The sequence below is a fragment of the Cytobacillus oceanisediminis genome (assembly GCF_007830235.1).
Classification (GTDB): domain Bacteria; phylum Bacillota; class Bacilli; order Bacillales; family Cytobacillaceae; genus Cytobacillus; species Cytobacillus oceanisediminis.
On the sequence record NZ_VLKI01000017.1, the window covers coordinates 36,217 to 62,416 of the forward strand.

At 41.4% G+C, this 26,200-nt stretch carries 30 protein-coding genes; 8 read left to right on the forward strand and 22 right to left on the reverse strand.

Going from position 1 to position 26,200, the window contains the following annotated elements; all coding sequences use genetic code 11:
* Positions 1-111 precede the first annotated feature (111 nt).
* The 7 genes from IQ19_RS20885 to IQ19_RS20915 form a co-directional block, all read right to left on the reverse strand.
* Positions 112-2,226, reverse strand: a complete 2,115-nt coding sequence (locus IQ19_RS20885) for a glycoside hydrolase family 3 protein (protein ID WP_144544727.1) — start codon at positions 2,224-2,226, stop codon at positions 112-114.
* Between the two features lie 69 nt (positions 2,227-2,295).
* Positions 2,296-4,005, reverse strand: a complete 1,710-nt coding sequence (locus tag IQ19_RS20890) for a serine hydrolase domain-containing protein (protein WP_144544870.1) — start codon at positions 4,003-4,005, stop codon at positions 2,296-2,298.
* 428 nt (positions 4,006-4,433) lie between these two features.
* Positions 4,434-6,149 (reverse strand): ABC transporter ATP-binding protein, encoded by a 1,716-nt coding sequence (locus tag IQ19_RS20895; RefSeq protein ID WP_144544729.1) that lies wholly within the window; start codon positions 6,147-6,149, stop codon positions 4,434-4,436.
* A gap of 114 nt (positions 6,150-6,263) precedes the next feature.
* Positions 6,264-7,781, reverse strand: coding sequence for a gluzincin family metallopeptidase (locus IQ19_RS20900; RefSeq protein ID WP_144544731.1), 1,518 nt, complete (start codon positions 7,779-7,781; stop codon positions 6,264-6,266).
* Positions 7,782-7,855: 74 nt separating this feature from the next.
* A complete protein-coding gene (locus IQ19_RS20905) occupies positions 7,856-8,299 on the reverse strand; it encodes a threonine/serine exporter family protein (RefSeq protein ID WP_144544733.1) in 444 nt (147 codons plus the stop codon).
* Positions 8,300-8,339: 40 nt separating this feature from the next.
* Positions 8,340-9,092: a threonine/serine exporter family protein gene (locus tag IQ19_RS20910; RefSeq protein ID WP_144544735.1), complete on the reverse strand. Its 753-nt coding sequence runs from the start codon at positions 9,090-9,092 to the stop codon at positions 8,340-8,342.
* A 158-nt stretch (positions 9,093-9,250) separates the two neighbouring features.
* On the reverse strand, positions 9,251-9,574 hold the full coding sequence (locus IQ19_RS20915; RefSeq protein ID WP_110065290.1) for a MerR family transcriptional regulator: 324 nt from the start codon (positions 9,572-9,574) through the stop codon (positions 9,251-9,253).
* 183 nt (positions 9,575-9,757) lie between these two features.
* Between IQ19_RS20915 and fbpA the strand changes: the two genes are divergently transcribed.
* From fbpA to IQ19_RS20930, 4 genes are all read left to right on the forward strand, one after another.
* Entirely contained in the window at positions 9,758-9,922 is a 165-nt protein-coding gene (gene fbpA / locus IQ19_RS20920; RefSeq protein WP_144544737.1) for a Fur-regulated basic protein FbpA, read from the forward strand.
* A 13-nt stretch (positions 9,923-9,935) separates the two neighbouring features.
* A complete protein-coding gene (locus IQ19_RS28170) occupies positions 9,936-10,073 on the forward strand; it encodes a hypothetical protein (protein ID WP_199749512.1) in 138 nt (45 codons plus the stop codon).
* Positions 10,074-10,227: 154 nt separating this feature from the next.
* A complete protein-coding gene (locus IQ19_RS20925; protein ID WP_144544739.1) occupies positions 10,228-10,536 on the forward strand; it encodes a PadR family transcriptional regulator in 309 nt (102 codons plus the stop codon).
* Between the two features lie 13 nt (positions 10,537-10,549).
* On the forward strand, positions 10,550-11,740 hold the full coding sequence (locus tag IQ19_RS20930) for a chromate transporter (protein WP_144544741.1): 1,191 nt from the start codon (positions 10,550-10,552) through the stop codon (positions 11,738-11,740).
* Positions 11,741-12,287: 547 nt separating this feature from the next.
* Here the strand turns inward: IQ19_RS20930 and IQ19_RS20935 are convergent.
* From IQ19_RS20935 to IQ19_RS20990, 12 genes are all read right to left on the reverse strand, one after another.
* Positions 12,288-14,015, reverse strand: a complete 1,728-nt coding sequence (locus IQ19_RS20935; protein ID WP_144544743.1) for a PAS domain-containing sensor histidine kinase — start codon at positions 14,013-14,015, stop codon at positions 12,288-12,290.
* 20 nt (positions 14,016-14,035) lie between these two features.
* Positions 14,036-14,494 carry a GAF domain-containing protein gene (locus tag IQ19_RS20940; RefSeq protein WP_144544745.1) on the reverse strand — a complete coding sequence of 153 codons (459 nt, stop codon included), beginning with the start codon at positions 14,492-14,494 and terminating at the stop codon, positions 14,036-14,038.
* Positions 14,484-15,137: a response regulator gene (locus IQ19_RS20945; RefSeq protein ID WP_144544747.1), complete on the reverse strand. Its 654-nt coding sequence runs from the start codon at positions 15,135-15,137 to the stop codon at positions 14,484-14,486. Before IQ19_RS20945 ends, IQ19_RS20940 begins: the two co-directional genes overlap by 11 nt.
* A 92-nt stretch (positions 15,138-15,229) precedes the next feature.
* Positions 15,230-15,880, reverse strand: a complete 651-nt coding sequence (locus tag IQ19_RS20950) for a sensor histidine kinase (protein ID WP_144544749.1) — start codon at positions 15,878-15,880, stop codon at positions 15,230-15,232.
* 52 nt (positions 15,881-15,932) lie between these two features.
* Positions 15,933-17,441, reverse strand: a complete 1,509-nt coding sequence (locus tag IQ19_RS20955) for a nitrate/nitrite transporter (RefSeq protein WP_144544751.1) — start codon at positions 17,439-17,441, stop codon at positions 15,933-15,935.
* Between the two features lie 5 nt (positions 17,442-17,446).
* Positions 17,447-17,722 (reverse strand): hypothetical protein, encoded by a 276-nt coding sequence (locus IQ19_RS20960; protein WP_144544753.1) that lies wholly within the window; start codon positions 17,720-17,722, stop codon positions 17,447-17,449.
* Entirely contained in the window at positions 17,709-18,020 is a 312-nt protein-coding gene (locus IQ19_RS20965; protein WP_144544755.1) for a hypothetical protein, read from the reverse strand. The genes IQ19_RS20960 and IQ19_RS20965 overlap by 14 nt, the downstream gene beginning before the upstream one ends.
* A gap of 5 nt (positions 18,021-18,025) precedes the next feature.
* Positions 18,026-18,217, reverse strand: a complete 192-nt coding sequence (locus tag IQ19_RS20970) for a hypothetical protein (protein WP_144544757.1) — start codon at positions 18,215-18,217, stop codon at positions 18,026-18,028.
* On the reverse strand, positions 18,207-18,731 hold the full coding sequence (locus IQ19_RS20975; protein ID WP_110065302.1) for a Rieske (2Fe-2S) protein: 525 nt from the start codon (positions 18,729-18,731) through the stop codon (positions 18,207-18,209). Before IQ19_RS20975 ends, IQ19_RS20970 begins: the two co-directional genes overlap by 11 nt.
* A gap of 12 nt (positions 18,732-18,743) precedes the next feature.
* Positions 18,744-19,304, reverse strand: a complete 561-nt coding sequence (locus tag IQ19_RS20980; RefSeq protein WP_110065303.1) for a 4Fe-4S dicluster domain-containing protein — start codon at positions 19,302-19,304, stop codon at positions 18,744-18,746.
* Positions 19,305-21,473, reverse strand: a complete 2,169-nt coding sequence (locus IQ19_RS20985) for a molybdopterin oxidoreductase family protein (protein WP_144544759.1) — start codon at positions 21,471-21,473, stop codon at positions 19,305-19,307.
* Entirely contained in the window at positions 21,460-22,542 is a 1,083-nt protein-coding gene (locus IQ19_RS20990) for a hypothetical protein (protein WP_144544761.1), read from the reverse strand. The genes IQ19_RS20985 and IQ19_RS20990 overlap by 14 nt, the downstream gene beginning before the upstream one ends.
* Before the next feature lie 270 nt (positions 22,543-22,812).
* Between IQ19_RS20990 and IQ19_RS20995 the strand changes: the two genes are divergently transcribed.
* Positions 22,813-23,142, forward strand: coding sequence for a hypothetical protein (locus IQ19_RS20995; RefSeq protein WP_144544763.1), 330 nt, complete (start codon positions 22,813-22,815; stop codon positions 23,140-23,142).
* Positions 23,143-23,207: 65 nt separating this feature from the next.
* Positions 23,208-23,468, forward strand: a complete 261-nt coding sequence (locus tag IQ19_RS21000) for a hypothetical protein (protein WP_144544765.1) — start codon at positions 23,208-23,210, stop codon at positions 23,466-23,468.
* A 211-nt stretch (positions 23,469-23,679) separates the two neighbouring features.
* Here IQ19_RS21000 and IQ19_RS21005 read toward each other — a convergent pair whose 3' ends face one another.
* The gene (locus tag IQ19_RS21005) at positions 23,680-24,012 is read right to left on the reverse strand and encodes a hydrolase (RefSeq protein ID WP_242021081.1); all 333 of its coding nucleotides are present in this window, start codon (positions 24,010-24,012) and stop codon (positions 23,680-23,682) included.
* A gap of 165 nt (positions 24,013-24,177) precedes the next feature.
* Here IQ19_RS21005 and IQ19_RS21010 point away from each other — a divergent pair, with 165 nt between their 5' ends.
* Positions 24,178-24,690 carry a DUF3231 family protein gene (locus IQ19_RS21010; RefSeq protein ID WP_144544767.1) on the forward strand — a complete coding sequence of 171 codons (513 nt, stop codon included), beginning with the start codon at positions 24,178-24,180 and terminating at the stop codon, positions 24,688-24,690.
* A 62-nt stretch (positions 24,691-24,752) separates the two neighbouring features.
* On the opposite strand, the gene IQ19_RS21015 is transcribed toward IQ19_RS21010, so the two are convergent.
* Positions 24,753-25,187 carry a VOC family protein gene (locus IQ19_RS21015; RefSeq protein ID WP_144544769.1) on the reverse strand — a complete coding sequence of 145 codons (435 nt, stop codon included), beginning with the start codon at positions 25,185-25,187 and terminating at the stop codon, positions 24,753-24,755.
* Between the two features lie 366 nt (positions 25,188-25,553).
* On the reverse strand, positions 25,554-25,832 hold the full coding sequence (locus IQ19_RS21020; RefSeq protein ID WP_144544771.1) for a hypothetical protein: 279 nt from the start codon (positions 25,830-25,832) through the stop codon (positions 25,554-25,556).
* A 154-nt stretch (positions 25,833-25,986) separates the two neighbouring features.
* Between IQ19_RS21020 and IQ19_RS27845 the strand changes: the two genes are divergently transcribed.
* Complete coding sequence (locus IQ19_RS27845; protein WP_158638873.1) at positions 25,987-26,124, forward strand: hypothetical protein; 138 nt, start codon at positions 25,987-25,989, stop codon at positions 26,122-26,124.
* Positions 26,125-26,200 lie beyond the last annotated feature (76 nt).

Consider the following 26,200-nt stretch of genomic DNA (forward strand, 5'->3'; position numbering starts at 1 on the left):
TATTGAAATTTCCGTTGATATACGCGCCCTTTTCGTTGATATATTTATTTTTTCGTTGATATCTTCCATACGAAGCACTTTTCAACTGATCTTTCGTACACTAAAACCTGCTTAATAGCTCAAACCATGCCCAAATTCATATAAAACGCTGCCTTCCACGCCAGGAATCGTAATTGGCAATTTACCGGAAGGGTTATTTTTGCCGAAAATGGATGCCGCAGTTGCTTCAAAGCTCGCTGTTCTAAATCCGTATTGTGCGAGGTAAGCATCAACTTCCGGATATGCCATAATGTCATATGGATTGCGGATCCCGACAGCAATAATTGGAGCGTCTGTTGCAGCAATGATCGAATTAATCATTTGCATTTGAGAGCTGTCCGGTGAACGCCCGGATACATTAAAGGTGTAGGATCCAACGATTACCGCGCTTGCATCTTTGATTTGTTGAAGCTGGGCTTCCGTCAATTTATAGGTAGACGTTTGGATAACAGCTGTATTTTCGTGATGCTTACTCACTGCATCCACAAGGCTTGTAATATACGTATTTCCCACGACAACAATCTTATCATCACTTTCAACATTTAAAGGCAATGCTGCACCTTTATTTTTCACTAATGTAATTGAACGCTCTGCTGCCTCTTTTTCCACTTGCTTATGCTCTTCGGATCCAACAACCTCGAGTGCATTTGCAATTTTTTCTTCAATCGGCTGAGGTGTTTCATCTTTAATAATTCCCCGTTTGATTTTCAATGTTAAAATTCGTTCAACGGACGCTTCAATGCGTTCCTCTGAAATTTCTCCGCTATTAACAGCGTTCAATAGTCCTCCTGCGACTTCTTCCAGACCAACAGGCATCAGCACGATATCAGTACCCGCTTTTACTGCACGAATTGCTGCGTCAACTGGTCCAAAGTGATCTGCAATGGCTTTCATATTCATTGCATCCGTTGTAATGACGCCTTCATAGCCCATTTCTTCTCTCATAAGTTCTGTCAGCACTTTGTAAGAAAGTGTTGCTGGAATTGCGATCTCTTCACCTGTTTTTTGCGAGATCGCTTTTGTATCATCAATTTTAGGGAAGGTAACATGTGCAGTCATAATGGCATCAATTCCCGCTTCCATTCCCTTTTGGAAAGGATACAATTCAACCTCTTTTAAACGTTCTTTATCATGCGGCACTTCCGGCAAGCCTAGATGTGAATCTACTGCTGTATCTCCGTGCCCCGGAAAATGCTTGGCTGTTGCCGCTACGCCTGCTAATTGCAGTCCTTCTGTGTAGGCTACTCCCATTTTTGCCACTAGCTCAGGGTCTTCCCCGAAGGAGCGAACACCAATTACCGGGTTATCCGGATTATTATTAACGTCCATTACTGGAGCAAAGTTCATGTTAATTCCAAGTGACGCCAGCTCTTCTCCAATTGCCTTACCGACTTTGCGGGAAATTTCTTCGGAACCTGTTGCCCCTAAAGCCATATTTCCAGGCATATCAGTCCCTGATTGAAGACGTGTGACGATTCCGCCTTCCTGGTCAATTGTCATTAACAGCCCGAACTTTTCAGCAGCCTCCTGGTATTCCGAGACTAGAGTGGCTGTCTGCTCTGTTGTCACAACATTTTCACGGAATAAAATAACTCCGCCAAGATGATAGTCTTTTACAAGCTGCTCAATTTCAGGAAGCATTTCTGTTACGTTTTCGCCATTCCAATTGCGGAAATCTGGCATCAGCATTTGGCCAACTTTTTCTTCAATTGTAAGGTTGCTGATTGCGTGGCCAATAACATCATAACGATCTCCCGGCTCCTTGATAACCTCCGCTTTGGAAGCTGGCTTTCCCTCGCCTTTTTCCTTTGAGTCCACTTTATAATCAATGGCAATCCGGTCTGTAAATTGTCCATCTGTTACACTGATAAAAGTTCTGCCGTTTTGTCCAGTAAGTGTCACTTTTCCGTTCTGGTCAACTTTTGCTATATTTTTATTGGAAGACTTCCACTCTACACCGGAAGAGACTCCCATGAAATGGCCTTCTTCAAAAACATGGAGGGCTTTTAATTGAATATCCCCGCCATTGGTGTCCGTAACAGCTTGGGGGACATTTTGCAGGATGATTAAATCCTTGACTGTACTTTCAGCGGCTGCCTTTTTCACGGGAGCACCAATACCAAGCTGGGAGACTGCCAAAATTAGTGCGAGAAGAGAAAGGATTACCACTTTTCGCGCTTTCCTCATTTTCTACACCGTCCTAACTGCATATTTTTCAAAATTCGCTCATACTTACTTTCTCCAAATGATGGAAAACTAGTAATTTCTTTTTTGCCAGCCCTCACCTGTAAAATCTGGTTCAACTGTTTCGCTATTAGAAAACTCCAACTTAACATTATTAACGTACCAGCCTCTTCCGTTCACCGAGCTGTCCGTTTGGTATCTGAAACGAATATAATTGGTACCTGCAGGGATCTCCACTTTTTCATTATTCCAATCGACGCTGCTGCCTGTGAATGGCTGGGCTGCTTGAGTCCAATTAACGCCATCCTCCGAAACTTCCACATAGGCCTTGTCAAAATTAGTTTCAGTTCTGTACCATGTATCGAAGGAAAGAACTGCATCTTCTGCAACATCCACTTTAGCAGTCAAATTATGATGTGCTCTATCTCCATATCCAGAGAACCAGGCATCCCCTTTTCCAGGGATCAAAACTGGAATCGAATCAGCAACCTGCCTTGCAAAGGCTCTTCTGGCAACATTGGTTGTAACCGTATTTCGTGATGGATGTACACGGTTTGTCAGGAGAATCGCAATGGTTCCGTTATTTCGATTAATAACGATAGAAGTTCCTGTGTACCCTGTATGCCCAAGTGAAGTGCCTTCAGATAAGGCGTCCATAAACCATCCCTGGCCAAGTTCCCAGCCAAGTCCGTGGTCATCGCCAGGGAATTGCGGGATCTGATTTTTAACAAGCATTTTTACGGTTTCTTCTTTTAGAATTTGCTTGCCGCCGTATCGGCCGTCATTCACATACATATGGGCGAATTTCGCAAGATCAGCGGCTGTTGAAAAGACGCCTGCATGGCCTGCCACACCATCAAGTGACCAGGCATTTTCATCATGGACTTCACCCCATACAAGCCCCCGGTTGATAGCAGGCTGATATTCAGTTGCAGCGATACGGTGTTTCAAGGATTCAGGCGGGTTATACATCGTATCGTTCATGCCAAGCGGCTCTGTAATATGCTCATTCACAAATTCATCAAGCCTTTGCCCCGATAAACGTTCGACTAGTGCACCAAGCGTAATCATGTTCAAATCGCTGTATGTATACGCTTCGCCTGGTTCATTGGCTAAAGGATATTTAAAAACGATCTGCATGCGATCTTCCCGGCTGCTGCCCTGGGAATGTAAAGGAATCCATGCGGTGAACCCTGAAGTATGTGTCATCAGCTGTCGGATCGTTACATTTTCCTTGCCATTTTCTGCAAACTCTGGAATGTATTTTGCTACGGGTTCATCAAGCTGAAAATAACCTTCATCGTATAACTTCATGGCAGCGGTAGTCGTAAATATTTTACTGATCGAAGCCAGGTCAAAAATCGTTTCTTCTGACATTTCAATCGGGTTTTCAGCTTCGGTAAATTTATCATCCGTATAACGGTAAGCATATCCGTATGCATCATGCTTCACGATATGCCCCCTTCTTGCTACAAAAGCTACAGCGCCCGGCATGACTCCATCTGCTATCATACCCTCCATAATTGAATCAATTTTATCCAGCGGCTGCTGAACCATTCCGGCTCCGACTGCAGACCCCGGATGAAGAACATGAGAAACAGGTCCCGGACGATCCCATGCAAAAACCGGATGAACTTTGTGTTTCGTATTCTTGTTATCTTTCATTTCCATTGTTGGCTCAACTCCTTCCCCGCTTTGTGCAGATAACGGATGTACTGCCGGAATAAAGAGTGAAGTGCTTATTGCAGCTGCAAGCGCAACAGTGATTGATTTGTTTTTCATATTGCCTCCTTTATTATTATGATTTTTGCCCAAACAATAACCTCCTTTGCTTCCTGAAAGGGTTTACATTCCATACTTTTAGCTTAATAGAGCAAGAGTATAGTTGTCTATACCACATAAGTCCTGTTCTAGTTAAAAACTTCCAGTTAAAAAGAATATAATCTAGTCAAATTTGACTATTCTGAAAACTTTTTATCTAATTCTTTCTCAAAAGATAATTTAACATTCGTTCCCAAGCAAATATCCCTGCTGTTTATTCTCTAAATCTCATACTTTCTTCGCAAGTTTTCATTGTTTATTCGCTGAATTCAAAACTTTGTTCGCTAATTTCCAAGGTTTATTCGATAGAATGAGTCTTTTATTCGTAAAGTACACAATTAGAAATAGTCCGGACCATGAAAAAAGCGAAACCCTATTCGGATTCCGCCTTATCTTTGAAACTGCACATTATGAAGGCTGGCAAAGATTCCGCCTTGTTTGATTAATTCGTCATGTGTCCCTTCTTCCGCTATTCCGTCTTCGGTTACAACGACAACCCTATCGGCATTGCGGATCGTCGCAAGCCTATGTGCAATCACCAGAGTTGTTCGGTCCACCGCAAGTTCCGTTAATGCTGTTTGAATAATTTGTTCCGTTTCGGTATCCAATGCGGATGTAGCTTCATCCAGGATGAGAACCGGCGGATTTTTTAAGAACATACGCGCTATCGCAATCCTCTGCTTCTGGCCGCCCGAAAGTTTTAATCCCCTTTCCCCAATTTGTGTTTCATAACCAAACGGCAACGAAGCAATAAATTCCTCCAAATGAGCTTTCTTTGCAGCTTCCGCAATCTGTTCATCCGTTGCCCCAAGCATTCCGTACGCAATATTTTCTTTTAGAGTGCCGGTAAAGAGAAAAACATCCTGCTGGACGATACCAATTTGCGACCTTAATGATTTCTTCGTCAAATCCCTGATGTCCATGCCATCTATAGTGATGCTGCCGCTATTCACATCATAAAAACGAGGAATAAGTGAACATATCGTTGTTTTACCGGCGCCTGAAGGTCCCACAAATGCGACAGTTTCACCCGCTTTCATTTGCAGATTTATCCCGTCCAGCACCGCCTTATGTTTGTCATAGCTGAAGGTTACATGGTTAAAGCGGATATCTCCTCTTAGAGACGCTACCTCTATAGCATCCTCTGTATCTTCAACCTCAGGCTCTGTATCAATCAGCTCCGTAAAGCGTTTAAATCCTGCCATCCCTTTCGGATACAGTTCCATTAACGCACTTATTTTGTCGATAGGTTTTAAGAGAACATTGACATATAAAACAAATCCAACCAGCTCCCCATAAGTAAGCTGCCCGCTGAAGCTCAGCCAGGAACCGTACACTAAGACAATTAAAGTAATGAACCTTGTCAGCATATAAATGCCGGAAGCACTAAAGCTCATAATCTTATAAGCTGCAAGCTTGGCAAGGCGGAACCTGCCATTGTTCTCTGTAAATCTTTTAATTTCATAATGTTCATTTGTAAAAGATTGAACGACACGGATCCCGGAGACACTGTCCTCCACCTGGGCATTAACATCGGCAATATCACTGTACATCCGCTTCCATGCCCTGTTCATTTTGATGTTGCAAAAAGCAATAAGCCATACCAGAAACGGCAGGACGAATATGGTAACAAAAGCAAGCTTAATGTTAATTGTCAGCATAATCCAAAAAGCACCGACAAAAGTCATTGCTGCAATAAATAAATCCTCAGGTCCGTGATGGGCAAGCTCCCCAATATCCATGAGGTCATTCGTCACTCTGCTCATAATATGCCCTGTTTTAGTATTGTCAAAAAAGCGAAATGATTGGCGCTGGACATGCTGAAACAGCTGCTGGCGCATATCTGTTTCAATATTTATCCCAAGCTTATGTCCCCAATAGTTCACAATAAATTGCAAAAATGTACTCATCATATAAAGAGCCAGCAGTCCGGCACTGACAGAGACGATCATTGACCAATTGCCGCTAGGAAGCAAGCTGTCGATAAACCACTGTACCGCTAACGGAAAACCCAGCTCCAGAAATGCCACAATTACAGCTGAGCTGAAATCAAGAATAAATAAGCGCTTATGCGGCTTATAATAAGTAAAAAAACGTCGGATCATCGCTGTTCTCCTTTTCATGAAAAATCAAGAATATAGTAGGATTATAGTTTCACCAGGAAAATTTTACAAGCTAAAAATCGTCCCAGAAATTACGCACCTGGAACGATTCAAGAATTAAAGCATATAATCCAATTTAAAGTCCTGGCCGCTAATCCTTCTGAAAAGCTCGCCGAATGGATATCTCCCCGAAGGCTTAATGACTTCATTGATTAAAAATTCACCAAATTCTTTTGGCTTATCAATCATTTTCACACCTGCTTTTAGCTCAAAAACAGAGGACAGCATGGCACAAGTTACATCACCCATAAAATAATTGTGAAGGTAAATCGGATGGGTGGTATAGTGAATGGTAAACGCCCATGGCGGTTCTTCGCAGAACGGTTCCTCCTTTAAAACATTCATCTGATTTTTCCAATATACATCATAAATATAATCCAGGCTGCTTATATCATTTTTATATAAGCTATGGTCAAAGAAGATTCTGTTGATCGCACGCAATGAATTTTGCTTTCGATATTCCTTCAATTTCTTAAATTCATCCCCCGCACCCATTTCCCCTTTAAAGAACTTTTTATAAAATACAGGACTGTATAAAAAGCCTTGGAACAGGTTAGCGATTCCTTCACTGATAATTCCGCTGACACCATGGTTCAAAATTTCCTCGTCAGGATTTAGGAGGAAAGAATGTACGGCATGGCCGGTTTCATGAAGCAAAACTCCATATTCATGATATTTGTTTTTGACATTGGCAAGAATCCGGGAATCCTTTGCTGTTTCCACAGGGAAATTGTAGCCCCATTCAGATTTATTGGATCTTGGGAAAATATCATAAGTGATATTAAAATTTGAAATATCAATAGAGAATAAATCAAACAGCTCTTTAATATTCCCATAGAAATCCGACATATCTACATGCTGATTCAGGGAAGGTGCAATTCTGGAATCGATATACTGTTCATCCCATGGCAGCATGCGCTCATCGTTTAAAAACTCTCGGGCATATTTTTCCCTTGCTGCATTCATTTGAGGAAGTGTATCGTGAAGCTGCCGGGCCCAGCCGTCAAACACATTTTGATCAAGTTCATCCTGCTCAAGCTTGTAAGCAATAAAATTTTCCGCTCCATATACCTTCGCATATTCCTTGCGAAGATTTATCAGATCAATAAAACCGCCTTCAACCATCGGTTTATTAATTTGGTTCTTCGCAAAGTAGGCTTCCCTTCTTTTTTCCCGGTTGCTTTCAGAACTCAATACCTGATTGAGCTCCACAGAAGAAACTTCTCTTCCCTCAAATTGATAACGAAAAGTATTTAATATTTTTGAAAGAGTATTTACTTTATCACTAATCTCCATATCTAGCTCGTTTAATTCAGCGGAAAGATGGAAAGGTTTTAACCCGTTCAGGACAATCTCCGCTTTTCTTTTTTCAAGCGGAGAAATGTCCTTTTGCAAATAATCCAGAACAGTCTCATAATTAGCCTTATTTTTCATTATGTCAGTGATTTTTGCATATTGTTCCTTTAGCCCGAAATCATAGCCGGCTGTATATAGTGTCCATTGCATCCGGCTATACTGGGTGTAATGGGTATGTATTTCTCTATAAATTTCTTCTATTTTTGATTGTGTCGCCATCACTAAACTCCTCTAAGTTATTTAGCATTTCGAAATAACTGCTAAATAAATTATAGAGAATGAATTTTCAGAAATCAATAACTTCTTTCCGATTTAAACTGAACCTTGCGGATGATTTGATTAAGAACTTCGGATATCACCAGCCCAACCGCTATCGCACCAGAAATCATAAAGGCTTTTGCAGCAAGCTGAATAGCGATATTGTAATCATTTTCAACAAAGTTCCGCATCGCATCATAAGCCAGTCCGCCTGGCACAAGCGGAATGATGCCTGCAACACTGAAAATGATAATAGGCGTTTTATATATTTTGGCAAAAACCTGGCTGATCACTGCAATCGTAAATGCAGCAATTAACGAAGAAATAACGGCATCGTACTGGCGGGTAACCAGCCATATATAAACGAACCAGCCCACCATGCCGACAAACCCGCATTTCAGCAATGATTTTTTCGGCGCATTGAAAAGAACGCCAAATCCTGCCGATGCTATAAAACTTGTGATTAAGTGAGTTAACATTCATTCATTCCTCCGTTTTAAGCAAAACTAGCTTTTACGTTTAAAAAGTGAACACAAGAGCAATCCCAGCTCCAATTGCAAAGGCTGTCAGAAAGGCTTCCGCTCCCTTCGACAACCCTGACACCAGGTGACCGGCCATTAAATCACGGACGGCATTCGTAATAAGCAGCCCGGGAACCAGCGGCATTACCGAGCCAATGATGATTTTATCGAGCTCGGTCCCTAATCCAAATATAACAAACAGATATGCTAAAAGCCCAATTAATAAGGAAGCAATAAACTCGGAAAAAAACTTGATCTGCACGACCCGATGGACATATATAAATGAAGCAAAGCCCAATCCGCCTGCAAACATGGCAGGGATAAAGTCTGCCCATTGCCCTAGAAACATGATCAGGAAACAGCCGCTTGCAATAGACGCTGCAAGGACCTGCTGGTATACGGGAAAAGTATAGTCTGCCCTTTCAATTTCTTTAAGTTTGGCTAATGCCTCTTTCCCATCCAGCTCTCCGCTGCTGATCTTTCGCGATATCCCGTTAACCAGTGTTACTTTATATAAATCTGTAGAACGCTCGGATATACGGATAAGTTTCGCCGGTTCTGTTCCATCCGTTGAAAAAATGATCCCGGTGGGCGTCACATAACTGTGTGAATGCGGAATTCCCAAAGAGGCTGCAATTCTAGTCATCGTGTCCTCTACCCGGTACGTTTCTGCGCCTCCCTGCAGCATAATTTTCCCTGCTAGCAGGCATAATTCGATTACTTGTATTGTTGTAGGAAACTCTTTCCCCATTCTTTCACCCGCTTTAGTTAACCATTTTTATGAAACTCTCTTTTATAAGGTTAAATCTTAAAGGAAATGATAAACGAAAGAAAGAGCTTTTAATGAAAAATATATATAAAAAGTCAAAAAAACGATTATTCTTCTAAAGAATAACCGCTTTTAGAGCTTTATTTTTTTCGAATCCCGAATTGTGCGTTAAGCTGTCCCTGTATCATTTTTGACCGTGTCGCCTTGTCGTCCTTTTTCTTTTTCCTTTTTAATTCAGACCGTATTTCTTCCGTTCTGACTCCTTCTTCCCTTTTGTTTGCAATATCGATAAGCCTCTCAACATCGGAAAAAGAATACTTCCTGCTTCCCCGGTCTGATCTTTCCGGAAATACTAATTTCCTTTCTTCATAATAGCGAATCTGCCGCTCACTTAGCCCTGTCAATTCACTCACAGTTCCGATCGAAATGACTTTTCTGTTCTTGTAAGAAGCTTCATTCTCCAATCAATGTCACCTCAAATTCAACTGATTTCTTTCATTATACTAATCTCACTGTTAATTTCATCAAATATGTAAGAAAATCTGACAACATTTAAAAAACTGCGTCAGAAAACCTAACATAACTAATGACTATAAACTAAACTTTTTATAGAATGACAGAAACATTAAAGAAAAGAGGAGATCCAGATGCAATATTTACGGAAGGCTATTGAAAAAAAGAGACAATACTTGATTGATTTGCTGATTAAATCAGGAGGAGAATATCAGCATTCCGAGCCCGCACTGCAAAAGCTGACTCTAACGGAACTCGAGGTTATTTTTAAGAAACACAAAAATGGGAACTGCTTTTAATAGGAGGATGAACATGGAGACGAAAGATGCGATTGACCTGGCGAGAAAAATAATTGAACTCGATTTATTGCGTGATCAAATGTGGGAAAGCTTTGCTGCCGCGGCCGGAGACGAGGCTTATGAAATCTTAAGAAATGTACAGAATAATTAACAATGAACGCTTGGACAAAGCGTTCTTTTTTATGTAAATTTCAGGGTATTGGGAAAGATTACTCTCCCCCCTTTTCATATTCTGTTTAATTTGTTATTATGCCAATATCGGTTTTCGATATTGGCTTTCGAAATTGAAAAAAGGAGGATTCACTTTGGAGGATAAAATAGTAAGGAAGCTGTTTTTAGGTTTCATACAAATCCATATTCTTCATCATGCAAAAGAGCATCCCATATTTGGCATGTGGATGCTTGAAGAATTAAAGGAGCATGGATATAGCATTAGTTCCGGGACACTGTATCCGATCCTTCATTCAATGGAATCCGCTGGCCTTCTCCATCAGGAGCAAAAAAATGTGGAAGGTAAAATCCGAAAATATTATACAGCTACTGAAAAAGGAATTATGGTCTTAGAGGAAGCGAGAAAGAAAGCCTATGAGCTTTTCAAAGAAATAAAAGATTAAAAGGAGATGCATAATGGACAGGAATAGTATGAGTTTAAAATCTTTACTGGAAATACTAATTGTTTCAACAAGACTCGGATTCACATCATTTGGCGGACCTGTGGCACATCTTGGCTATTTCCACGATGAGTATGTTCGAAGAAGGAAATGGATGGATGAAAAAAGCTATGCTGATTTGGTGGCTTTATGCCAGTTCCTGCCAGGTCCGGCAAGCAGCCAGGTTGGCATTGGCATTGGAGTGATGCGGGCAGGTGTAGCCGGCGGTATCATGGCCTTCCTTGGATTTACCCTGCCGTCCGTCATTGCCCTGATTATCTTTGCCATCTTGCTGCAGGGTATAGATGTGGCAGAAGCGGGCTGGATACACGGTCTAAAAATTGTCGCAGTGGCCGTAGTTGCTCATGCAGTTTTAGGAATGGCGCAAAAGCTGGTACCTGACCTGCCAAGAAAAACAATTGCCTTAATTGCAATTATTGCTACTTTATTATGGCAAACAGCATTTACACAAGTCGCAATCATTCTAATCTCAGGATTTATTGGATTTTTAATTTACAAAAAGCATGCCGAGAATGATGAGGCAGAGATACATTTTCCTATTTCAAAAAGCTTTGCCATAGGATGCTTAGTGCTATTTTTTGGTCTGTTAATATTGCTGCCTTTCCTAAGGGAGTTAACTGCTCTAAACTGGGTGGCTTTATTCGATAGCTTTTATCGTTCAGGTTCGCTTGTTTTCGGAGGAGGCCATGTGGTACTTCCATTACTGGAGCGCGAGTTTGTCCCGACTGGCTGGCTAAGTGAAGAAGCCTTTCTGGCAGGTTACGGTGCAGCCCAGGCAGTGCCAGGACCCTTATTTACTTTCGCTGCTTATATTGGAGCAGCAATCAATGGATGGCAAGGCGGTTTGCTCGCAACAGCAGCTATTTTCCTGCCGGCTTTTCTCTTGATTTTAGGTACACTCCCTTTCTGGGACAGCCTGCGCCGCAACCCAAAAATAAAAGGTGCTTTAATGGGTATGAACGCAGCAGTAGTTGGTATCTTAATAGCTGCCTTTTACCATCCCATTTGGACAAGCAGCATCCTGGAACCTGTAGATTTTGCCTTTGCCGCAGTTCTTTTCAGTATGCTGGTCTATTGGAAGCTTCCGCCATGGATTATCGTTGTGACTGGTGCCATTGGCGGAACTATATTGGGTTTGATCTTTTAAAAGGGTTCTTTAAAGTGATTTCTGTCCTTCATATCCTTATGAAGGACTTTTTTACAACTTTTTATGGGCATTTGTCCTTCATGGCCAAAATGAAGGACTTCTTCACAACTCTTTTACTCGGTTTCGGCCTTCAAGACCCTTATGAAGGCCTTTTTCACAACTCTTTTACTCAGTTTTGGCCTTCAAGACCCTTATGAAGGCCTTTTTCACAACTCTTTTACTCAGTTTTGGCCTTCAAGACCCTTATGAAGGCCTACTTCACAACTCTTTTACTAGGTTTTGGCCTTCAAGACCCTTATAAAGGCCTTTTTCACAACTCTTTTACTCAGTTTTGGCCTTCAAGACCCTTATGAAGGCCTACTTCACAACTCTTTTACTAGGTTTTGGGCTTCAAGCCCTTTTTGAAGGCCTTTTTCACAACTCTTTTACTCAGTTTTTGGCCTTCAAGAACTTTTTCATAACTCTTTCACACGGTTTTGTCCATTCAGACGCTTATAGGGAACAATATTGCCGCATAGAAAAAGCTGCCGATTTCCGGCAGCTTTTTCTATAAAGGAATTTCAAGGACGACCCTTGTTCCTTTTTCTTCTGCTGAATGGATTTTTATAGAACCTCCGGCGGCTTTGGCTCTTTCTTCCATGCTGAAGAGTCCGACGCCGCGTGTTACTTTTTCGACATCAAAGCCTTCCCCCTTATCTTCGATGACTACGCGGATTTCTTCATCTAATTGGCGGATTGTGACAGTCGCTTCTTCTGTATCGGCGTATTTCCTGACGTTGGTCAGGGCTTCCTGAATAATCCTGTAGAGCGTAATCTCTTTGTTGGAACTAAGTCGGGAGGTCAGGTAACAATCGAAATGGACATTAATATTATGATGTTCTGAATAACGGACCAAATAGGAACGTATAGCCGGAATCAGCCCCAGGTCATCAAGGACAGAAGGACGAAGCTCCCATGAAAGATCACGAAGCTCTTCAATAATCTCAGTGGCTTCATCCTGCATTTGATCGAGGAGAGGATGGCTTATTTCTGCCTGCAGCCTGTTAATCGTAATTAGATGGCTGTATAGATTCTGGCCAATGCCGTCGTGAAGCTCCCGCGACAATCTCTTCCGTTCATCCTCTTGAACATCAATAATTCTTGTCATCATTTTTTGAAGCTCTTCTTCAGCATTCTTTCTTTGGGTGACTTCATGGCGAATGGCAAGATACTGGTAAGGATTCCCATTTACATCAAGGAAAGGCACAATGGTTGTATCAACCCAATAATAAGTTCCGTCCTTTGCTTTGTTTTTGATTTCCCCTTTCCACACCTGGCCTGAGGAAATCGTTTTCCATAAATCCGTGAAAAACTCTTTGGAATGATAGCCGGAATTTATAATCCTATGATCCTGCCCAAGCAATTCTTCTCTTGAATACTTTGAGATTTTGCAAAATTGATTATTAACAAATTTTATGGTGCCTTTTTGATCTGTGATCGCCACTATTGACGATGCATCAAGGGCAAACTTTAAGTCTATCAGTTCATTGACCGATTTTTTCAGTTCCGCAACGACACGCTTATACTCGGTTATTTCCTTGCGGATAGCCAGATATTTGTAGGGATTTCCTTTCTCATCCATGAAAGGCACAATTGTCGTATCAACCCAATATAAAGTTCCATCCTTAGCTCTATTTTTAATTTCACCGCGCCAGACATTCCCGCTGGAGATGGTTGTCCAGAGGTTCTCCATAAACTCTTTGGAATGATAACCGGAATTAATGATTCTATGATCTTTGCCAATCAGCTCTTCAGACGAATATTTTGAAACCTCACAGAACTTTTCGTTCACATATTTAATTTTCCCTTTTTGGTCGGTAAATGCTACAATCGTTGATTCATCCAGAGCGAATTGAAGGTCAACCAGTTCATTCAATGGATAGGACTGCTGTTTTTTCAAACGCGATCGGTCTTTTACAGAATGAAAAACGATTAAAAAATAGCTCTCCTGGCCAAGCTTGAAAGAATTTATTCTATAAAAAATCGAAAAACTTTCCCCGTTCTGATGCCTTCCATACTGATGGACTACTTTACCTTCCTCTGTAGCGAGCGGAGTAATTTCTGGCAATAACTCTTTAAGGCTCTTACCCAACAATTCATTGTCCTTGTAGCCGAATTGTTCATGTGCCTGCTGATTCGCATAGAAGATGTTGCCCGATTCATTAATAAGAATGGTAGCATCGCTGGAATCAGGAGCAATCTCTCTTTTATTATGTAATTGATTATTCCTGTCCATTTTCTTTCCTCCAGTTGCATTTAGATTAAGCTGCTCAGCTTTTCTTCCAGCCTTCTGGCGGCTGACCGAACTGTGCTTTGCTCACCTTCATTAATAGGCTGACCGGTTCGATTCCCAATCAAAAGCACACCTTTGGGAATGCCCTTAAAGTGGATCGGAACTGCATAGGCGAAGTTAAGGCTTTCTGCAAGCATAATTGGATATTCAAGCGCTTTGCCAGAAATATCCTCCGGGAAGTTCTCCAAATACATCGGCCTTCCGGTTGAAATGACCTTCCCCGCAATGCCTTTTCCGTACCTGACAGTAATCCGTTTGTATTTTTCATTGCTATTGCCTGCAGCGTAATGCCACCTCACATCCGGCCCATCCGTATTTTGAAGGGCAAGACCGACAAAATCACATTCCAATTCAGATAGAACTTTTTCACAGGCTTGATCAATCTGTCCGTTTCCAGCCTGGCTGCACTCCTTATATTCCATACCCTAACAGCCCCTTTTTTAGTGCATAGGAAACAAGCTCAGGCCTTGTTTTCATTTGGAGCTTTTCCATCAGATTGCCTTTGTGTGTTTCAACTGTCTTAACACTTATGATAAGCTGTTCGGCAATTTCTTTATTTGAGAAGCCTTTGGCGATTAATGTCAGAACTTCCTTCTCGCGGTCAGAAAGGAGATTGAATGTGTCGGTGTTTCCTTGCTTCACGGTTCCGATATATTCTTCCATTAGCCTTTTCGTTGCAGAAGGATGCAAGTATGCATTTCCGCCGGCAACAGAACGGATGGCAGCCACCAACTCATCATGCGGGGCACTTTTTAAAATACAGCCTGAAGCCCCAGCCTGAATGGCCCTGAATAAATATTCCTCATCATCATGCATGGTCAAAATCAGGATAGCTACATCCGGCATAAGTTTTTTTAATTCTGAAGTTGCAGACAAGCCATCCTTACCATGGGGCATGCTTAAATCCATTACTACTACATCAGGTTTTAAGTCAAGCGACTGCTGGATCCCCTCATTGCCTTCCGAAGCTTCACCGACTACCTGCATATCTTCATGATTATTTAATAGCATTTTCAAACCCATTCTAACTACTGCGTGGTCATCGCACAGTAAAATTTTTATCAAGCCTGCTCCCCCTTAACATTGTTCGTATAATAAAGGATTTTAAATATGCAACAAGGGATTCGCTTTTGCGCAATCCCTTGTTCTTTCTAATCTTAGTATAACGGAAGGGTAATTTCTATTGAAGTCCCTTCCCCAATTTTGGAATTTATCTTGCATGTTCCATTGATTAAGCACATTCGTTCAATCATAGCAGCAAGGCCTGTCGATTTTTTCATAGCTGTGTCGACATCAAAACCTTCGCCCTGATCTTTTATGCTGATTAAAAGCTGGCTTGGCTCCCAATGAAATAATATGCTCGCACTCATGGTATCAGCATATCTTGCTATGTTCGCTAAAGCTTCCTGGCAAACCCGGAACAAGGTAATGCTTTCCCTCTCGCTTATCTGCACCTCTACCCCCTCGTTTTGCAGATCAACAGTGATTCCATAAGTGGAAGTATATAACTTTAGATAACTCTTCATAGCCGGGAGCAGACCCAGTGTTGCAAGAGTAGGGGGATGCAATTCCACAGCCAGAAGCCTGATTTCCTGAATTGTTTTTTCGAGCATTTGCCCCATATCCCCCACATAACCTTTCAAGTCCGGGAGATTTACAGCTGCTTCAATGAATTGCATGCCGGTGTAAAGACTATAAAGCGTTTGCCCGACCCCTTCGTGTAGCTCCAGGGCAATGCGCTTGATCTCCTCTTCCTGAGATTGAATAATGTAGGAACTGATATTATTCTTTGCTGGCTGGGTTTCCATTTCACCCCTCCTCCTTGCTATTAAAATGCAATTTTAAAAAAAGTCTGACTCGTTATTTCGCATGTTTCACTCTATGGCTTGAGATATCACTAAACATTCCGGCATATTGTATTACATCTCCGGCATCATTTTTAATCGCACTTATGGTGAGCCATTGCAGGTATTCCTCCCCATCTTTACGACTGTTCCAAATTTCCCCTTGCCAGAATCCCCTTGTTTCGATTGTTTTCCATAAGTCCTGATAAAAACTTTTGGACTGTCTGCCAGATTTAAGTATATTAGGGTTTTTGCCAATCACTTCTTCTTCCAGATAACCAGTGATTTCTGTAAATGCGGGATTTACAGATATAATCTTTCCATTCTTATCTGTTACCAGTATACCCTCAACGGTGTGGTCAATCACCTGGCTTGCAATTTCCATTTTCCCTTGGAAGTACATCCATATAACCAGGATTAGACTGGCAAGCGCTACTTCAGACAACGCCATAAAGCCAATTGCATAATGGCCAGTCATATTAAATAACAGTGTCAAGATCAGCGGCGGGAAGAATCCGCCAAGACCACCCATCGCAGAGACAATTCCGTTAACAATGCCGGCCTGCTTTTGGAAGTACATTGGAACAAGCTTAAAGATGACTCCATTTCCAATCCCTGCAGAGAAAGCAATGCTTAAGCACCCGAATGTATACCATGTGATAGATGGGGATAAAGAAAGAATCACCGCAGATACAGTATAAATCCCAAAAACGAACATAAGCAGAATCAATGAATGGAAGCGGTCAGCAAGCCATCCTCCAATCGGTCTCATAGCAGTTGCAAGGACAATAAAGCCCGCTGTTCTTAAACCTGCATCCACTTTATCCAGCTCAAAATGTGCAACAAGGAAGTTTGGCAGATAAATGGTGAAGGCGACAAAAGATCCAAATGTAATAAAATAGAACAGGCTTAAAAGCCAAAGTTTTTCATTTTTATAGACACCTTTGATTTGTTCAAGGAGAGGTGTATTGACCTTAACCTCTTTTTTATCACCAAGAAAGAAGTTAGCGGCAACAAAGATTCCAAGAATGACAAGGTAAATTTGCACCGTTGCAGACCATCCAAATTTAGTTGCCACAACAGGAGCAGCAAATGCAGTAACAGCTGTTCCCAGGTTACCAGCACCGTAAATTCCATTTACAAAGCCGTGGCGTTCTTTTGGGTAGTACTTTGGAAGCGATGTCACCCCAACTGAGAAAACGGCTCCTCCGAGTCCAAGGAATAACCCGCCAACCAACAGGTCGGTAATAGAATCCGCTATGCTGATATAGTAAACAGGAAGTAATAGCAGGATAAAGCTGAACATAAAAATCTTTCTTGCGCCGAATTGATTGGCATAGTAGCCTAGCGGAATGCGAAGCAAGGATCCGAGGATTACCGGAACTGCCGTTACAAGCGCCAGCTTATCGGCTGGAATATTTATATCTTCCTTGATAAACGGCATAAGTGATGATATTAATACCCATACCATAAAGCCAGCTATTAAATTCATCGTCTGCAAAGGAAGCTGTATTTTTCTTATCATTATTTTCACGCTCTCTTCTTAATTACATATTTTAAACCAGCATCATGATCAAACGCGGCCCATTCCTTCTCTGTTGCTTCCACAGAGGAAGTTAGGGGAACCGCAAAGAAATTCATATGGTCAAAATAAATGCGCAAGTGTGTTCCATCAGGGCATAGTCCGGTTTTTTGTATGACTTTAGGGACAAAGGGGGCTTTGTCATTCCCCTCTTCATCCAGTATCGCTACCTGAACATTTTGAAGGACAAATGCATCCAAATCTTCTTTTTTAATGAGTTCCACAGCTGCCGCACCCTCTCTTTGCAGGATAGATATACATTTGGTATCCCTGCAAATATCTCCAGAAAGAGTCACCGGCATGGTCTTCAATAAAATCAATGGTTTCGTCTTCTGACCCCCACTTGCTCATGCCTTTTACTTCAGCTACAACAATATCCATGCCATCCTCGTTCTTTTCATCAAGGTACCAGTTCAGGCGAACTCCTTTAAATAACTCAGTAAGCATTTGATCAACCTCTAATGCAAAGTTTCCAGATGCCTCTCTGACAAAACAAAAATCAAGATAAGTCTCACTGTTCATTAAAATCACGCCCTTATGTTAATCGTCTTTTTATAAGCCAATACAGCCAAGGGAAATAATACAATATTTAACCCGCCGAAAATTAACACATTCACATAGTTTTCATAATAGTATTGATGGACCATATACTGGGTAAATACAATATTCATCATTAATATAGCCGCCAAAATGATGACGCCAATATAGCTACGCTTCATAACGTTTCACCCTCACTGCATAAATTGCTCCATTTTCCACTTTAACCTGTATTTCAGGAAGCGGCCTTCTTGGCGGTCCGGCAGTCGGTGCGCCAGTTTCCACATCAAATTTTCCGTGGTGGCAAGGACAAACCATTTCCCCTTGTTCCTTTACCCAAAAAACCGGACAGCGCAGATGTGTACAGGCGTTTTGGTAGGCAACATAATTGTTTTCGGATAATCGAATGAGGATGGCATCATCATGGTCTCCAGGAAACTTGAAATCCACTGCATTCCCTATCGGCAATTTGCTTACATCTGTTATTTTTTTATGCGGATATTCTTTTTCGCCCAGCCCCATTAATTCTTTTGCAGCTACAGCACCCCATGGAAGGGAGGAAACTGCAAATACGCCTGCAGCTCCAACCAATGTTTTCATAAATCCCCGTCTATCCAGCTTTCTTTCATTATTCCGTTCAATATTATGGGTGTAATTATCTTCGTTAAAGGGAATTTTATTATTTTTATCTGACATCCCTAATCCCTCCTAATACAGCTTTGTAATGCCCTGCAGGATTCCCGGCAGATTTACTTTAACGTTTGTTTCGCCTTCCAGGTACGGCATGCTTGTGACCCATTTGCCGTTATCAAGGTTAAATTGCTTCTTTTTGTTTTCAATTTCCTCATCTGTCAGCCACTGAAGTGTATTGGATGGACATACACTCGCACACATTGGCGGGATGCCATCCTTCGTCCGGTCAATACACAAATCACATTTATACATTAAGTTTTGTTCGGTATCAAATTTTGGTATGCCATAAGGACAAGCAATCGTACAGTTTTGGCACCCAATGCATTTTTCAACGAGGGCAGATAAAACTGCCCCTGTTTCATGGATCTGGATTGCCTGGGCCGGACAGCTTCTCGCACATGCCGGATTCTCACAGTGAAGGCACATAAGAGGCATCGTCTGCCGGTTAACGAGAGGGTTTACATCGTAAACATAGTTCCTGTTGCGTTCCTCATGCCCTCCACATTGCGTACATGCTGCCAGGCATGAACGGCATCCTATACAGTTTTCTAGTTCCAAGTACAGCCTCTTTTTCATTTATTGCACCTTCTTCATTTCGACTTTTTCCAGCTGTGCAGCACATGCCTTAAATTCCGGCATACGGGAAATTGGATCCAGCGCTGCTATTGTTAATAGATTAATAGAGTCCTCGTGTCCAAAATGGTAAGGAACGAAAACCGTATCCTTTCGAATTGCTTCTGTTATTTTCACTTTATAGATGGCTTCGCCCCTTCTAGTAAACAGGCGGACTCTTTCTTCATGTTCCATATTGTATTTCGCTGCTGTTTCAGGATGGACCTCCACAAATGGCTCAGGGCACATGTCATGCAGGAACGGAATCCTTCTTGTCTGGTTTCCAGATAAATAGTGGTATACAACACGCCCGGTTGTTAAGCGGAGCGGGTATTTTTCACAAGGTTCTTCAGCCGGCGGGCGGTATGGAAGTGCACATATTTTAGCTTTGCCATCAGGGTGATAGAACTTTTTATCAAGAAACATATGCGGTGTTCCCTGGTCATTCTCATCCTTGCATGGCCAGAATACGCCATCCTGCTTTTCGATCTTATCCCAAGTGGCCCCATAGTAATCGGCATTGCCTCCTTTGGTTGCCAATCTGAATTCATCGGCTACATCTCTTGCTGATTTAAGATGGGAAAATTGCTTTCCTCTTCCTAACCGTTCAGCCAGCTCTACTTGGATCTGCCAGTCTGGCTTGGATTCTCCTACAGGCTCCTGTGCTTTATTGATCTTAATAATTCGTCCTTCAATATTGGTTACAGTTCCTTCGTCTTCAGACCAGGTAACTGCAGGAAGCACTACATCTGCAAATTCAGCGGACTCTGATAGATAGAAATCTGAGCAAACCATGAAGTCCAAAGTTTTCAGCGCTTTTCTTACAAAGTTCTGATTTGGCGCGGATACTGCCGGATTTGAGCAAAGCAAATACAAACCGCGAATTGTTTTCTCTTCCATCAGCTCAAACATTTCATATGCAGAAACACCTGGCTGCGGCATTTCTTCTGGAGTAATCCCCCAGACTTGGCAGACTTCTTTAACATGCTGAGGATTTGTGATTTTTCGATATCCAGGCAGAAGATCTGATTTCTGGCCATGCTCTCTTCCACCCTGGCCATTTCCCTGGCCGGTAAAAGTGGCTACGCCTGATTTTGGACGGCCAATTTTGCCTGTTACAAGAGCCATGTTGGTGTAACCTGATACATTGTCAACACCTTTGTGCTGCTGTTCTACTCCCCTCGCAAACATAACGACTGCATTTGGCGCCTTGCCGTATAGCTCTGCAGCCCGAATGATTTTCTCAGGTGCAATACCAGTCAGCATGCTCGTGTATTCAGGTGTAAATTCTTTAACAAGTTCTTTTGTTTCCTCAAAACCGTCCGTATGGTTATTGATAAATTCTTCATCAATATAGCCTAATTCGATTAATTGATTAACGATCCCGTTTGCAAGAGCAAGGTCAGTGCCCGGCTGAAGATCCAGATGAAGGTCTGCCCTTCTTGCAATCGGTGTTTCACGCGGGTCCACCACGATAATATAGCCGCCTCTTTCCTGAACATTCCAGATGCGGAACATGGAAGTTGGATGGCATTCTGCCGTGTTGCTTCCTGCGATAAACAAGCAGTCTGTTTCATGAATATCTGTCCATGGCAGTGTTGAACCTCTATCCACTCCGAAAGAGCGGAGGAAACCGCCGGCTGCGCTTGACATACAGAAGCGGCCGTTATAATCGATATATCGAGTTCCCATTGCAACCCTTGCAAACTTGCCAGTCAGATAACATTTTTCATTAGTCATGGATACGCCGCTGAATACTGATAGTGTATCTTTTCCATATTCTGTTTGAAGTTCAGTAAATTTCTTTGCAATTAGATCGTATGCCTCATCCCAGCTTGCTTCCCGGAATCCTTCGGTTGTTCCTTTTAATGAAGCATCTTCCCTTATCAGCGGCTTTAGAAGCCGGTCTTTATGGTTTGTCTGCTGATAGGCAGTAACCCCTTTAGGGCACATTTTTCCAACTGTAACCGGCCAATCATATCGAGGTTCAACTCCGATTATTTTATTTGTCTGTATATTAACCCGCAGGTTCATTCCGCACTGCATACCGCAATAGCTGCAATGAGTTTTGATTAATTTTTCATTTGGATGGTTTAAATTCTCGATTTCTTTAAAAAACTTATCCCTTTGCATTCTGGTTTGCCTCCTTGACCTTCACTTCATGAGTAGGGAATCCGGAAAATTGTGCAATCCGGTATTTTCTTCGGCATGGAAGGCACATTTCTGCAAGATGATGACCTTCCTTTGTTTTAAATTGAATATCGTTCACGCCGAGTACATCGACGACATCTTGTGATTGTTCTGAAGAAACAAACTGATCTCCGCACACTTTGCATTCCTTCATGTCTTGCTCCGCGTAATGCTCTCTGTAGTTTCTTGCCAGAACACTCATTGGGCGGAAAGGAATATGTGCAAGCTTTCCAAATGGCAGGTAAATTAAAGTAATTATGACTGACCATTGATGAATTAGGGACATTGCCGGCTGTCCTGCACCGTGTAAAAAGATGTTCATAAATGTTAGAGCTAATCCAGTAATGCTTACAAGAAGCAGCATATATAGCGGCAAGAAATCATAAAGGAATTTCTGTTCCGCTCTTGCCTGCATGTTTTTCAAGCGGCGATATAGAGCCATGCAAACGCCGACGATTACCATTACAGCCGTAATATTCAGTGCGTTATAAGAAAGATTTGCGATGATGCCATCCGCAGGAACAGTCATTACCTGCATTCCTAATGCAATAATGTTGTAGTAGCCATTGTCATCCATCGTAAAGTACATCCAGCCGAAAACGAGCGGAAAAGTAACAAAGCAGGATAGGATACATCCCCAACCGATTAACACGTGCTGGGTCCATCGGTAAATTCCCCTATTCCAGATGAAATTGTAAGTGGCAAGATGTTCAACAGAAGTTTTAGGTGTTGATTTCCGAAATAACAATTTCAGTCCTTTTTTTAAAATAATCTTGGTTGGGGGGCGTTCACCCCAGGCAATAAAGCGATAAAAGAAACCTCCAAGAAAGACGATTGTTCCAACCATATATCCGTAAAGATTCAAATCCACATGTGTAAACATTCTTGTTCCGATAAATGATAAGACTGCAAGTGCTGTTACTGATAAAAACATCGATTTTGCAAAATTTGATGCAAACGCATTGTTTAGTGTGTTTCCTGTTTTTTGATTGACTGCAGCTTTTGCCTGCATATTAACTCCTCCTCATTCACAAACAATTACCTTAACCTTATTGTAAAAGCGGGAAGAGATTTTACATATCGGGGAAACTCCCCATTAGGAGGGGGAAATTCCCCTATCTTTGACAAAGTAAAACTTTCATGGTGTTTAGTTGAATTAATCGGTCATTTATTGGAAATTGGAGCTGTTCAATCTTAATAAGGACTAATGAGGGAAAATAAAAGGTCTGTTAATTTGAAACTATATATAACAATCACTCGTATAATATGAGGAGGCGGGCTGATGAAAAGGAATTTGATTATACTGCTCATAACATTATTGTTGGAATCGGTGATTACACTTTTTATTTCAAGAGCATTATCCATTCGATTTATAGAAATTATGTTTTTTGCAGGAGTGGTTTTTACCGCTTTAAGTGTATGGTTCTCAGGGAGCGGAGGAATGGTCACGAGGTTTATTGACATCACAACAAGTGCCCGAACTGGATTATTAACAAAACGGGAAGAGTTTCACTTCAGGCCAAATTATGTTGCTCTGGGTTCTGCGATATTTCTTCTTATTGGATTGGTTTTATTTGTTTTGCTTTTAACAAACGTGATCTCTCCTGCTTAAAATAAGTGCAGGAGGCCTTTTGTATATGATAAAATGAACTTAATCTTTTCGAAGGAGTTGTTAGTATGGCTAAATCAGCTGCAAAAAAATTCCGTGATAAATCTGTTCGCGAGGGAAAAAGAAATCCTGAATCGAATCGCAGCCCATTTGCTTTTGAGGATATGCGGACAAGGCAAACGAAGACCAAGAAAGATCATTTATATAGAAGCAGACATAAGAACCGCTTTTCTGAAGAATACAGAAGAGATGGTTCTTTTTATTTTGCCCTGAAAAGCTTTCGGCCCAGTGTATTTTTGGATTCGTTGATATATTTAAAAATTCGTTGATATAATCCTTTTTTTCGTTGATATATCAAAATTTCCGTTGATAAAATAACTTTTTCGTTGATAAATTCATTTTCCAGCTTAAACATAACTTTTTTTGTATTCAATATGGGAACTTTCATCATAATTTACCGCCGATTCCTGTGAAAATATCCCCTAAAACAACAAAAAGCGGCCTGTCCATATGGAAACCAGCCGCGTTCCTTTGATATATTCAAATTTTATCCCTATTTAAAATGCCCATCTTTTCGATATTTCTGCGGGCTTCTTCATCACCGAGTTCGTAAATCATCCCATATATTCCTTCCATAGTTGCATCATAGTTGCGATTTTGATTTTCCTCTTTCTCTTCAACAAAAGGAACATGTGCCAATTCAAATGTTTTCATATCCGCGTCATAATTTTGTCTGATATAATCGGCTAATTTTGCTTTTTCTTTATCTGTAGCAAAAATTTTAAACTGCCAGTCAGCAGCTTCATCTGGCTCAGGATATACTTGAGCATTTTCGATATCTATATAGTATGGTTTTTTAGCTTGTTCCATCATTTCATCTCCTCTTCCTTTTTTGGGTATTTACCACAAATGAGCGGACTTTAACCTTTTTAGTTGTCCTGATTTATTAGAAGGCATTTTAAATGAGCAATTGGGCATGATATATCTGTGCAATTTAGGAAGGTGGCACATAACATGAATTTTTTCAGGAGGTATACAATGGGTATTTTAAGCGGTAATCCAAAAGACGAGCCGATGCACTATGGCGAGGTCTATAGCGCATGGTCTTACTTGTTGGCAGGCAAGGGCATGGCATCAGCATATCAAACGATGCTCAGCCACTCAGGAGATCAAGACTTGAAGAAATTGCTTGAAGAAGCTATCCGCCTTTCCAAGCAAGAAGAAGAACAAATCGAGGCACTCTTAAAGGAAAACGGGGTTGGGCTGCCTCCAGCACCGCCGGATCGCCCTGATGCATGTGTGAATGATATTCCAGCTGGTGCAAGGTTTATGGATCCCGAAGTAGCTGCCAAATTATCTGGGGATATCGCAGCGGGAATGGTTGGATGCAGCACAATTATGGGCCAATGCATTCGTGAAGACATTGCCGGCATGTTTGGCCAATTCCATACGCAAAAAGCTGCACTAGGTGTTAAGGTTCTCCGTATGAATAAAGAAAAAGGCTGGCTCATTCCTCCTCCGCTTCATCTCCATAAATCGGATAGTTGCTAATACAAAAGCGGAGCGAGAGCTGTACAACTTTCAATACTTAAAGAAAAAGAGCAGACCCTGTTTTACGTCTGCTCTTTTTCCAACATATTCGCTTCTTTAAAGCTAGGGCTTAGTTCACTCCATACATCGAAAAGATTTCCGTCCGGATCGGAAAAAACAAAATTACGGCCAGGATGTCCGCGGTCTTCAATCTCTCCTGCTTTTACCTTTTGCAACAGAAGCTCTTTATGCAGACTTTCTAATTGTGCGGGTCCATCCACTTCAAAAGTAAGAGAAAAACGCTTGTTTCCGTCTGTATCCATAAAGTTCATGCTCTCTTGTTCAGGAGACTCGACAAGGAAGAAACTTTGGCTCGCCATATTGATAATGGCCATCTTTCCCTTCTTATCTTTATAGCTTTCAACAGCTCCAAGCTTTTCCGTATACCACTTTAATGAATTACATACATTTGTGACAGGTATGTATACTGTTCCGACTCTAAGAAGCTTTTTCCTCATTAAATAACCCCCTTTATTTAATCCTTCCACTTGTAAATTCTATAAGTACCATTGAATCCCTTTTTTTATTGGCTCTGTTAAAGCTGGATGCTGATTTCCACTCAAGAAACTCGCTTTCCGTGGGCGGTCCGTGAGCCTCCTCGGCATTTTACGCCTGCGGGGTCTCCCTCAGGTACGATATTCCCGCAGGACTTTGAACAACCATCCTTGAATAAACACCGCACGACGGAAATGCGAATGCATTTCGAGGAGCTCGCGCCTTCCACTCCAATCAACACGTGCTAAATCAACACTTGGCTTTAAAACTTTAATATAGCCAAATACAAAAAAGCCCCAGTCTTAAATAAGACTAAGGCTCGTTTTTGTTTAAGAATATTTACTATCACTAGAATCAGGGGACACCATACCACCTGCGCCGCTTGAATTGATATCAGGTTCAACGCCTTCCGGCTGTGATGGCAGTACTTTATTTTTCTTTTGGTTTGGAAGGCCGGAATGCTCCTCGAGATATTTATCATTTTCCATGATCGTTACAACATGAAAACCTGTTCCATCCAGATGCTCCTTCAATTGATCAAATACCTTTGTTTGGTTCTCATTCAATTTCTTTTCATCGTATTGAAGCTCGACGTTAATTGTTTTCATGATAGCGACCTCCTTTTTAAAACTATTTTCCCGAATGTCCTTTTCTTAAACTACAGCAGCTGTTTTTAAAATGGTAAAGTTTTTTTCAATAAATTGTTTATGGTACTAAAAATAGGTTATAAGTAAAATAACAACTAGAACGGGAGCTTGATAGATGATTAAGGATACAGAGTATTTGGCGTTTATTAAAGAAATTGGCCGTCTGTTTAATGATTATTACAAGTGCCGTGATGAGAAAATGAAACAAATTCTCCTGGATGATATCAGACTAATCGGGCAGGTACTTCATTAAATCTCCCTTTTACCTATGGATAAAAACTCCAATTTTTTCATTCCTTCTGGATTTTTGAATATATTTAAATTATGTG